This window comes from Ignavibacteria bacterium, from assembly GCA_016707005.1.
GTDB lineage: Bacteria > Bacteroidota > Ignavibacteria > Kapaibacteriales > Kapaibacteriaceae > UBA10438.
Map to the genome: position 1 here is coordinate 741,097 of JADJIQ010000005.1, position 12,682 is coordinate 753,778.

A 12,682-nucleotide genomic window follows, 5' to 3' on the forward strand; every position below is an offset into this window, starting at 1 on the left:
TGGGGCCGGATCAAATCCGGCCCCATCTGAGAAGCTTTAGCGGACGAACACGACTTGTTGTGTGGATGAGCGAACGCCATCTGTTACACGAACCGTGTAAAGACCGCTCGACATCATAACACCATTTGACAAGCCGTTCCACTCGATTGTATGGCTGCCTGCTGTGAACACATCGTTCGCAAGCGTTGCAACTCTTGTTCCAATCGCATCATAGATCTCAACTGCTACGTTCTTCGTTGTTGGAACGTTGAACGTGATCGCTGTTGACGTCGAGAATGGATTAGGAGCTGTGCTTGTGATCGACAGGTCTGTTGTTGGATCTTCATCGTCCACTCCGGAAGCGAAGTCATAGACAATGATGAAGCCGCGTACAGCATCGCGAGAGATAACAAGCGTGTAGCATGCACCAACCGTGTCAAGACGGATGTCACTTGCCGAACGACCTGCACCAGTCTTCATGTCATATGCGAACAATTGACCGTTAGACTGATCATCACGCAGGTAGTACGAACCCTTGTTGTCTGACAGAGCCGGAAGCTGTGCTGGGCACCAGCTAAGCTTGACAGGATAGTATGCTGAGCTCTGACCTGTTTCGCCACCAGCTTGGAAGCGAGCACGGTAGATAGCATCACCCGGCGTGTTCTTGAACGGGAAGATGTTGCGGAGGATACCGTTGCGTGTTGGGATCGTCCAACGAGCGTCAAAGACGTCGACGTACGGAACCGGTGGCAACTCATACTCGCAGTAGTTGGAATCAAGATTGCCGAACGAAGTGATTTCGTCACCCGTAGTTGCAATTGTCTTGCTTCCTGTACCAAACGTGAGGATCTGGAAGGCACCAAGATTGTTTTCAACGCGAACGTCGGCAACAAACTCAGTTTCGTCAGATACTGCCACTTGATACACGAGCGTATCCTTAACACCTTGACGGTCAGTTACAACGACCTTGATCGTGATACGACCATTCACAGGAATGTCTGTGAGGTTCGTCGTGCTGATAACAACAGTTTGTGTATCTGCGATCGGGCTGGAGAGACGCTCAGGTGTGAATGTCCATGTACCAGTTGATTCGATCACTTCAAACGTAAGCTGCTCGTTATCTGCTTGTGTACGGCGAAGATCGATGTCTGTCACCTTGAGTGTATCCGTGTATGGCTTACCCTGCTCAACGCACTTGACGATCGGCGAAGAGAACAGACGTGGATCGTGGTTGCGAGCACGGATGGTAAGATTATACGAACGGATGTCCTTGAGTTGACCGGCATCTGTAACAACAACGGTTACAAGAACAGTCGTGTCAGCATACGGCAGATCAGTTACGCGTGGTGTGCCATAGAGCAGACCGCTTGTTGGGTTGATCTTGAGCCACTTCGGTGTTGTCTTACGCGAACCATCAAGCGTGAATGAACCAGCTTCAGGGAAGTAAGGGTCAACAAGGATCGAGTCGCGCGATTCATCAATGTAGATGAGTTCGAATGACTGAGCCTGACCAAAGTTTGGATCGTAGACATTGATGCGGCGTGAAGAATCGATAAGTGCAACGTTGTAGTCAACGTCTTCATTCGCTTCTGCAAGATTTGCATCAAGAAGTTGCGGTTGAACATTAACGAACAGACGGCGGGTGAGTGTGTTAAGACCACCGTGTCCGTCGTTTACTACAACTGTCATCACTGTATCAGTGTTCAGATCACCGTTGATCGGATTTCCTGGATTGAAGTCATTTGTTGGCTTCAGGATCTCACGGGCTTCAGTACCATCGATACGGACTTCAATGCGACCGCGCGTTGTGAAGTCTTCAGCGAATTGGTCAACTGTTCCAGCACTTTGATAACGACGCATATAGCGTGTTGCGAGCCAGATCGGACGAGCCTGCAGAACTTCATCTACAACAACATCATCAGGATTCTGACGAATAGAAGTTGAGAGGAATCCGTAAGCCGTCTTACCGTAACGGAAGTCCCAGACACCATACTGCTTTACAACAGCACGATTTGTGTCAACTGCTGCAAGGTCTTCGTACTCATCATCCGTATTCACGTCAAGACGGAAGCGGAGCGAGTCTGTAAGGTTTGCAACGAATTGAACATTGAGATCATCAGGTTGCGGTGCTGCTGGATCATTGTACACTTCGTCGAGAATAGCATTTGGTTGGACCAAACGACGTCCAACGCGTGATTCCGTGTTGTACATGCGGAGTGTATCGAGGTACGTTCCTGTTGCAGCATCATACGAACCTGGGTCCGTAGTTGTTGGATCAAGAACGATCGTGGAATCACCCTTCAACATGCCTTGATACGTTACAGCCTGGGACGCGTTTGCACGGTAGTTCCAGAGGAAACGTGGCATTGAGTCTACAACGTGGATGCGGAAGCGATAAGCACTTGTGTCTAGCCAACCGAAGTTCACTGTGTCCTGCTGGAGGAAACGAGCGTTCGTGTTGTCTGGATTGCGCTGATCGAGAGCGATCGAGTTGTTATCGTATTCTTCTGCATGGAAGTACGAAGGATAGATGTAGAACCAACTCGAGATCACGTCTTCGCCAACACCCGACTTGCGAAGTGTATCAACGAGTTCCAATGAAGGCGGGAAGTTCTTCGTTACTACTTCAATCTCTTCACCACCCGGTACGATGTACGGGTTGATCGGACGACCGCGAAGCATACGATATCCTTGTGCACCCCAACGTGGATTGTTCGTGCTAGATGCTCTCACGAGGGTGTCGCGAAGCCAATAGCGAAGAGCAGAGTTACCAGTTGTGATGTTCCAGAAGTACGAAAGCTGCGAATTGAATGTTGAGTCGTTGATGACGCGTGGGTCATAGAACTTGTTAACATCAACAGCTGTGATCGTGAAGATCGAATCGCGCTCGTAGATGTCTTGACCAGGGATCGGTGTACCCGTAGCATCCGAAGGATAGCTCGGTGGCTCATTGAACCAGCTACCGCGACCGCCACCGCGAGGTGATTGTGCTGCAGTTACTGGTGTATAGAGACGATTCTCCGATACAAACACGCGATTGCGCATCTCTGGATGGATGAGAGGCGAAGTACCGAGTGTATCAGCTGCACCTGTGAACTGCGGCGGATTAGTGTTGTTGCCAACTGTGAACGTCAGTCCACCGTTGATAGCATTCACAACGCCGTCTTTCCAGAGGATAGTACGGGATACGATCGTTACTTGGTCACCTTCACGAACTGGAAGTGCACGATAGCGCTCACCACCGAAGTACGTTTCCTTACCACCGTCGCCATTCATAGCGTTCGATGTTGGAAGTGTAGGACGGTTGCCGAGACGGAAGTCGTTGCCGCCGAGTTCGCCAAGGATCGTTGAACCTTCCCACTTGCGACCTTGAAGTGCTGAAGAATCTTCTGCTACTGCATTGTCGGCAATGAAGGAAAGAAGTGTTGCACCCGTACCATACGTAGCAAGACCTTCGTAGGCGCGACGGATGTTAGGGTCACCACCGTTTGTTGAATCCGGTACGAGTTCCACACGTGAGCGGAAGATCGTGTCCGTAAGATTCTTCTGCTTCATGTTCGTACGGATGTAGTCACCTGTACGCTCATTGATCACGAAGAATACTGTTTCGTTAAGAGCACGTGGGTCGTTATTGCTGATCTCAGCAGTTGCACTGTAGTCGGCACGAGCCTCGAGGAACACCGGATAACCAATTGGATGGTTGCCAATGAACTCTGTTTGTACAGCAGCAATGTCAGCATACATCTCGGCATCGAATGGATTGCGAGTTGTGCGCTTTACATACTTGTTGTACGACGGCATCGTTGGGTCTGTGTAGACCTTAAGAACCGGTGGAATACCAACTGCAAAGTCTTCGATCGGTGACATGCGGCGATTTGAATAGTCCGCTGTCTTGATGTCCGTTCCCTTGTCGAAGATATCATAGATACGACCTTCAAGAAGGAGTGTATCTGGGATGGTCCACGTTGGGATCGGCTTGTAGTTGTAACGCCATGCTGATTCGAATGGTCCTTGCTCAGTTACATTGTTCGAAGCTTGGCGCATGAAGCGCATGTGCGTCTTGCCATTGCCAGCGATGAAGAACGTTTCTTGGATACGACCGAACGATGAATTGTTAGCCGATACCGGAAGGATCGTGTTGATGTTCGCTTCCGTACGACCCCAGTAGTTACCACGAAGTGTGTCAACGCCACCAAAACCGATACCAGTTGTGCCTGCAAGAACACCCTTGGTGTCTTGGGCATCTGGAAGACGGATGATGAAGCGAGCATCATTATCGTAGATGGAGTTCGCAGCAAAGCTATACGTTGTCCATGGAAGTGGACCAGTCACTTCACCGTAGAGAACTGCACCAGCGAGATCGCTTGATGCCGGATTCTCAGTGTTGACGAGTGGCCCGCGGATCGAATCGTTTGCACGACCGATATCGGACACAGCCTTGTTACCTGTTACGAGACAGCGAGCGAATGCAAGCTTGAGATCGTAGTTGTCAGAGTAAACAGCAGCACCCGTGAACGCTGTGTTGTTTTGGAAACGAACACGGTCGAAGGCAACTGTGTCTACACGAACGCGAACGCTATCAAGGATATAGTATGCTCCACCAAGACCCGTTCCGTTTTCACGGAGTGTTGTTCCTGGGTGAACCACCTTGATATCACCGCGCTGAGTTGTGCCACTGCCTTGACGGAGTGGGTTTTCAGTAGCGACGTTGTCATAGAAGCGCGTAAGCATGCGCTCATCTGCACGTGGTGTAGATGTCTGGAAGGTGAAGACTTCATTACGCGGCATGTAACCAGTTGCAACGCCGAGGCTGTTGTAATTGATCTCATCAAGGTCTGTTACAAAGAAGCGCTTACGTGTAAGCGTATCAGGTGTAACAACAGCAATAGCACCACCATTACCATTCCATACCTTGTTTGCACGGAATTCAACACCCTTAACAACGTTAAGATCGGCATTGATAGAGTAGATACCACCACCACCACGTACGCTTGCCTTCAAGCTATCAGCAACTTCACCAACACGATTGTTGAAGAAGGTACCACGTACATAGCGAAGTGTGCGGCGCCAGATCGGCAGGTTATTCGGGATATTAACGCAGATAGCGCCACCCGAGAAGTTAGCCGTGTTGTTCTGGAATTCTACACCATAGTTGGTTCCGTAGATCCAGAGTGGACCACTCGTTCCACCTGCACCGTACATCACCATGTTGCGAGCTGTGAAGACAGCACCGCCGTCTACGGATGCACGATTGTCACGGAACTTGATATTGAAACCATAATTGCGAGCATTGATGATACCATCAGAGCCACCGATCCACGGGGACACGAGTGTATCGTTCACACCAGCTGCAACATAAACTGCACCACCGCGAGCTGACTCGTTGCCGAGGAAGTGCGTTGGTGGGTTGTTGTCTAGGTTACCACGGATCTGGATCTGACGAGCTCCCGATGCAGCATAGATACCGCCACCTTGGGAGAAGTTGCCAACCGAGTTGGTTGGATCAGACGATACGTCCGTGATGAACGGTGTTGTTGTCTTGTTCGTCGTATAACGACCGGCGAAGATCACACTTGTTTGATCAGCAACGTGTACAGCACCACCGCGTGCACCAGAAGTGCGCACGTTGTTACCAACCGTTGTTGATGGCTGACGATTCTCGGCATAGTTGCTGTTGAATTCGATTGTGTCCTTGCCTTGGAAATCGTTGATACCGAAACCAACGATCATTGGGTTGCGACCCGAAATGTAAACAGCACCACCAAACGATTCGTTCTTTTGTGAACGTCCCGGTGTAGCAAATACTGTTGCCGGGCGATTAGCATCTGTAACTACACGAATACCACCGATACGGACTGTGTCCACATCGGAGAGAAGTGTGCGGTTCGAAGTGAATCGGATCTGGCGGATACGGCCGAGATACATCGCAAGACGTGCATCGTCGATCGATTGACGGTCTACATCTGTGAACGTTTCTGGAGCTGAGTCATAGATACGGTCTGTGATGCGGAGACCTTGATTGATCGGCTGAGCCGTCGTTGGGTCTGTCAAGAATGGATTTACAGTTGCCGGATATTGTGGCAATGCATTGATCGTAGCTTGAGAAATGATCGGCCAAAGTTGCAGGCTTGTGCTTGCGTATTGGTCAACCGGTGCTTGGAGAACCTGGAGAGCGCCACCACGGTAGCGAGCCATGTTGTTGCGGAATACGCAACCAATGATCCAAGTACGCGAAGAGAACGTTGTGATCGCTCCACCGCCACCATTTGAGGCGCGAAGAAGCAGGTCGTTGGCCGTTTCTGCCTGCGGACGCGTGAATGACTGTCCTGAATTGTTCGAAAGGTACACCGGCTCGTTGTCGACCGTTGTGTCCTTACGGAAGTTCAAGAAGTCTACATCACGGAAGAACGCTGCTCTCGAACCAGGAAGGACCACGATGTGACCCCACTCGCGCGAGAAGTTGTTTACGTCGCCAGCAACGAATGTGATCCGTGCTGCACGAACGTTGATCGCCTGACCCGTTGGACGGAACCAAGGATTCAGACGAATGGCTGAAATGACCGATCCAAGTTCGAGTCGGGCAGCCTTGTACATAATAGCCTTGGCTGGCGTCAAACCTTGAAGGTTCGGATTCGAACCAAGATCCACGTTGAAGATCGTAGGATACTTCGACGGGTGAATGGTCGGCTCCGTAGCGATCGTGGAAGCCACGACGCCTGGTGCTCCAAAGTACGTCGGGTCATCATAGCCCGTGTACGGTGGAAGCAACGGATTCACTGCATTTGGATCATACGTCGCAGACGCACGTCCATCAGCAATGATACGACCACCTGTTGAGTCTACCAGCCGACCGTTCGGCAGGAACTCAACACGTGTTCCGGGCTCGATCAGAAGCGTTCCACCTACGGTGTACGACCCACTGATACGATAAATGGTGTCACGTACGAATACGCGCACCGATCCCGGAGGAAGACTACCACGAACCTCCACGTAACTCTGAGACAGAGCCACATTAAATGCCGTGGTTAGCACAAGCAGCAAGCTGCTTAGACGAAACCAACGTTGCATACAACCTCCAGTTGTAAAAACCTTATGCTTTAATTCTTTCACTCTTTTTTCGCTTCAAATAGGGAAAAGGGCACAAAATGCCGAGGGTTCCTAATCAATTGCCATGCCAAGCCTTGCCAAACCCCCGCGAGCGGAGGCTGCAATCTCTGACATTTCGAATTTCTTCACCACTAAGGTGTATAATTCTATGGCTTTAGGCTTATTCCCGGCTTTTTCAAAACAAAGTGCTGCATTATAGTAGCAACGGTCCTCAAGGCCACTTTTCGCCGCCTGAGTACCTGCCTGCTCATACAATGCTGCTGCGCCCGCAAAATCCTTCGAAGCTTCCTTGCAGGACGCAAGTCCTTGCAAAGCACCAACTTCGATGATCTGAGCATCGGAAGACTGTGCACGCTCAAACTGAGACTGAGCCTCAGTGAACCTGCCCAAATTCAACAATGCATTGCCAGCCATGAGCGATGCTACGGATCCTGCGTCGGTCCCGGCATACTCCTCACTGATCTCAAGAAGCCCCTTAACCTTGTCGGCTCCCACAGGCGGAAGAGAATCTCCCGTCAATGCCTTCGAAAAATCACCCATATCAAATGCCATCCGCACGCGGGACAGTTGCGTGGATGCTTCTTGATTGCGCTCGGCCTTGTCATTGGTGTACCACCAATACGCACCTACCGCAAATGTGATAACAACCACAACTCCAACAATGGCTTTCCATTGTGTGCGTGCTTGCTCAACAAATGATTCTACTCCGGCTCCACCGGCACGTGGCTCGGTTGGCTTACCTAGTACTGTTTCTTGCTGTTCTGTGCTCATGCACTCCTCTGTTGCTCTCGTATGCACGCCCTCACATGAAGACGTACGTTCATTGTCGAAACTTCGTAATCCGTTGGCCATAGGTACGCAGGGGGCGTACCAAGCCCACGGAACGAAGAGTGCAAATATATCGCGGTTCTACGTACCCACCAAAGGGAAAGATGAGAGAGGTCAAATGTCCTAAGCCATACTTGCAAAACGGCTTACGGGCAATTGACCCCTTACACTGTCAGGAGTTATTCACACCGACCCTAGAAAGCCATGGTCTTTCTTATCGTCTCAACCACGTCATCCACGTTGATAAGAATGGCTTTCTCTAGACTCTTTGCAAAGCCCACAGGGGTATCCTTGGACCCTAGCCGCGCAACCGGGGCATCAAGGTATCGGAAGAGCTCTTCACTGATCGAAGAGGCGATCTCACCACCAAAACCGCCGGTCTTTTTGTCCTCGTGAACAACTACACAACGGCCGGTACGCTTTACGCTCTCAAAGACCATCTCTTTGTCCCAAGGAGCTAATGACCGCAAATCGATGACCTCTACACTTACTCCCTCGTTCTGAAGGATCTCAGCTGCTTGGAGACTCCAGTGAACCGGTGTGCCGTACGTTACTACGGTAATGTTCGTGCCTGGACGGCGGATCTTGGCCTTGCCGAATGGGATGATGTAGTCATCCGGTGGCATCGGAGTGGAGGTTGGACGGTAGTTATAGAGGAACTTGGGCTCCAGGAACATGGTCGTCCCGCGCGACCGGATGGCGTTCCGCATCAAACCGATGGCGTCATCAGCAAACGACGGGCACACAACACGGAGACCAGGAAGGGTCGTAAACGTGCCTTCTAGATTCTGCGAGTGATAGAGTCCGCCCTGGATGTATCCGCCGGATGCCAAACGGATCACAACGGCAGGTGAGAACTGACCCTTTGTACGCCAATAGTCATGCGTACACTCGATCAGTTGCTCCATGGCCGGCCAGAAATAGTCGGCAAACTCTGCCCCCTCCACAACAACACGGATGTCATCACGATACCGCGTCATGCCATTGGCCGTACCCACAATGAAGTCCTCGGCGATCGGGGCATTGAAGACTCGGTCGTTCCCGAACTCGTCAAGCATACCCTTGCAGACATTGAAGATGCCCTGCTTCTTCTCTGATGCTACGTCCTGTCCGAATAGGAAGGTTGCCGGATTGCGACGGAACTCGCCCTTCATGGCTTCCACAATGCCTTCGCGGAAGGTCAATACGGGGGCGTCTTCAGCAGGGACCCATCGTTGCTCCGACGTATCATCATACCCAACAACCGGCTCAGGGAGGAGGAAGTCTTTATATGATTCGGGTGCAGGGTCGGGAAGGGGCTCAACAGCATCCGCAGCAGCAAAGATCGCCGTCTTGTTGGCCTCTTCAATTGCTGTCAATTCTTCATCTGTTGCCATACCTGCCGCAATGAGGGTGGCCCGCATGCGTGGCAACGGATCGCGCAGCTTCATCGAATCAATGTCTTCCTTTGTCCGGTACAACTCATGATTATCTGAGTTTGAGTGCGAGCCAATGCGATCACAGTCTGCATGGACCATGGCAGGCCCCTTACCACTCAACGCATAATCACGAGCAGCCATCATCGTGCGGTAGGAGTCCATAGGATCTCTACCATCACACATGAAGATCTTAAGATTGGTGAACCCACTGAAGTTCTCTGCAACAACGGGGTTTGCAGTCTGCTCACGAAGGGGCACCGAGATGCCGTATTTGTTGTTCTGGATCACAAAGACAAGGGGGAGCTTCTCTCTGTCGGCACCGTTCACTGCTTCGTAGTAGTACCCCTCGGAGGTTGTACTGTCTCCCGTGGAGCAGTAGACCACCTCATCACCCTTGAACTTCTTGATCGACCTCGCAGTGCCGGCTGCTTGTTGAGAGTGATTACCGGTGCAAGAGGAACCGTTCTGTAGTCCGATAGAGATCTTTGCAAAGTGATTGCTCATGTGACGTCCGCCACCCGCAACATCGGCATCCTTGGATAGACCGTTTGCGATGATCTCTTCAACGGTAAGACCGGCGGCAAGAGAGGTAAGCATGTCTCGGTAATAACCGAACAAGAAGTCTTTGCCCGGACGGAATACCTTGCCCAATGCAAGCTGGATCCCATCATGTCCTGCAAATGGGGCATGATAGGACCAGCCCTTGGCCATCTTTAGGTAGTTCGCAGCCTTTTCATCCAGCCTGCGTCCAAGGTGCTGTGTGGTATACCAGCTCAGAAGGGTCTCTTTGTCGAATCCGGTTATATCAAACAGGTCTGTGCGCTGTGTCTTTGCAGCCCCATTCCCATTCGATGTACTCTTCGGTGCCGCGTTCTGTACCGTGTTCTTGTTCTTGGCCTTGGCCATGATGGTCTCCAGATTTTATCGTTCGTTTTGTTCTTACTTGGAACGCGTTTTCTTCACGGGAGTGAGCCATCCATACGGATCCTCTCCATCCACCGTGATCTTATGAAACGCTTGCTGCATGGCACGTGTGATCGTACCAACCTTTCCTCTGCCCACAGCGATCCTGTCCACCGAACGTACAGGCGTGATCTCCACGGCTGTACCGGTTAGGAACATCTCATCGCACGTATACAACATCGCACGTGGAATATCTTGTTCGCGAACATTGATGCCAAGTTCATGAGCCAGGGTGATCACTGTGTCGCGCGTGATACCCGGCAAGAGTGATGATGCTGAAGGGGGCGTGATGAGCTCGTCATCAACCACAATAAAGACGTTTTCTCCCGATCCTTCAGCAACATTGCCATAGGTATCGAGACAGATCCCTTCTGCATAACCATTCTCCACAGCTTCCATCTTCACGAGCTGTGAGTTCATGTAGTTGCCGCCAGCCTTGGCCATCGACGGAAGTGCATTGGGTGTGATGCGGTCCCATGAGGAGATACAAACATCAACACCGTTGTCCGAAGCATCGTCACCAAGGTAGGCGCCCCATTCCCATGCCGCGATGTAGACCTCGAGTGGACAACGCAGTCCGTAGACGCCCATATCACCAAACCCACGAAGCGCAAAGGGGCGGATATAGCAACGTCCGAGTTTGTTGCGTCGCACAAGGTCAACTGCTGCCTCCGAGAGCTCATCAACGCTGAATGGCAATTGCGTTCTATACACCTTCAGCGACTGATGGAGCCGCCGCATGTGTTCTTGCAATCGAAAGATGGCAGGACCTTCGGCTGTTTCGTAACAGCGGATCCCTTCAAACCACGATGAGCCGTAATGCACCACGTGCGAGAGAACGTGGATAGACGCTTTTTCAAACGGAATAAAGGTTCCGTTCTTCCAGATCGTACGTGTTGGCGTGATCGGCATTATTCCTCCACCGTGTTCGAGCTCTGTGATGCCTCAAGTGCCTCCTTCATCAGAGCGCTCACCATCGTGGGATTCGCAGATCCACCAGATGCCTTGAGTACCTGTCCAACGAAGAATCCAAAGAGATTCGTCTTGCCTTCGATGTACTTCTTGAGATTGTCCGGATTGTTCCGAACTACTTCATCTACCATTGTCTTGATAGCCCCTTCATCAGAGATCTGACGAAGACCGCGCTCTTCGATGAACTCTTGTGCTGTACGGCCGCTCCCAACCATATCCGGGAATAGCTCTTTCGCTGTTTTACTGCTGATCGAACCGGAGGTGATCGCATCAACGAGCGATGCAAGTTGCTGGGAGGATACCCCAACTTCATTGATGCTGCACTTCTTGTCACCCATGATGCGGAGCATCTCGGTCATCGTCCAGTTGCTGACAAGTTTGAATGCCTCTACAGACCGCTGCTCAAGGAGCGAACAGGTGGTCTCGTAAAACTGAGCAACCTCTCCGTCATCCACCATGATCCCTGCATCATAGGCCGGTATGCCATACTGCTCGATCAACCGACGTTTCTTGGCAAGTGCAAGTTCAGGAAGACCGGCTCGCAGTTCTTCGCGCCATGTCTCGCTTACAACAACCGGAACAAGATCCGGCTCCGGGAAATAGCGATAGTCGTGTGCAAGCTCTTTGGACCGCATGACCTTGGTCTGCTGTGCCGCGGCATCCCACATCAAGGTCTGCTGGATCACGGTTCCGCCATTCGTAACGATATCGATCTGAGCTCCGATCTCGTATTCGATGGCTTTTTCGACGTTGCGGAACGAATTGAGATTCTTGACCTCTCGTCGCGTCCCAAACTTCTCCTGTCCGATCGGACGAATGGAGATGTTGGCATCGCAACGGAGGCTACCTTCCTCGAGATTTCCATCACAGATGCCGAGGTAGACAAGGATCTGACGGATCTGCTGGAGATACTGGTAGGCTTCGTGAGGAGTTCGAATATCGGGCTCACTTACAATCTCGATAAGGGGCACACCTGCACGATTAAGGTCCACCAGCGTGTCGATGTCCAGATCATGTATGCTCTTCCCGGCGTCCTCTTCCATATGGATCCGGGTGATGCCGATGTGCTTGACCCCATTGTCTGTTTCGATCTCTACGGAGCCACCATAACAGATCGGGTCCGCGTATTGCGTGATCTGATATCCTTTGGGAAGGTCCGGATAGAAGTAGTTCTTCCGAGAGAATGTAGACGTTTCCCGAATGGAGCACTGCGTTGCAAGCCCCATCGTAACAGCAAATGCCACAAGATTCTTGTTGAGAACAGGAAGGGTTCCGGGATGTCCAAGACAGATCGGACACACGTTCACATTTGGCTGAGCGCCATATTCTGTTGGGCAGGAACAAAAAGCCTTCGACGCAGTTGTGAGCTGCGCGTGTACTTCGAGTCCGATGACGGCTTCGTAGCCTGACCGCAT

The 12,682-nt window shown here is 51.4% G+C and carries 5 protein-coding genes; all 5 read right to left on the minus strand.

The features are described 5' to 3' along the window. Window positions 1–36 precede the first annotated feature (36 nt). Complete coding sequence (locus IPI29_11525; protein ID MBK7413174.1) at window positions 37–7,047, minus strand: T9SS type A sorting domain-containing protein; 7,011 nt, start codon at window positions 7,045–7,047, stop codon at window positions 37–39. A gap of 90 nt (window positions 7,048–7,137) precedes the next feature. Continuing rightward, window positions 7,138–7,857 (minus strand): tetratricopeptide repeat protein, encoded by a 720-nt coding sequence (locus IPI29_11530; GenBank protein ID MBK7413175.1) that lies wholly within the window; start codon window positions 7,855–7,857, stop codon window positions 7,138–7,140. Between the two features lie 251 nt (window positions 7,858–8,108). Next, window positions 8,109–10,238, minus strand: a complete 2,130-nt coding sequence (locus IPI29_11535) for a 2-oxoisovalerate dehydrogenase (GenBank protein MBK7413176.1) — start codon at window positions 10,236–10,238, stop codon at window positions 8,109–8,111. A gap of 33 nt (window positions 10,239–10,271) precedes the next feature. Further along, window positions 10,272–11,207, minus strand: coding sequence for a branched-chain amino acid transaminase (locus IPI29_11540; protein MBK7413177.1), 936 nt, complete (start codon window positions 11,205–11,207; stop codon window positions 10,272–10,274). Further along, a complete protein-coding gene (gene gatB / locus IPI29_11545) occupies window positions 11,207–12,682 on the minus strand; it encodes an Asp-tRNA(Asn)/Glu-tRNA(Gln) amidotransferase subunit GatB (protein MBK7413178.1) in 1,476 nt (491 codons plus the stop codon). Before gatB ends, IPI29_11540 begins: the two co-directional genes overlap by 1 nt.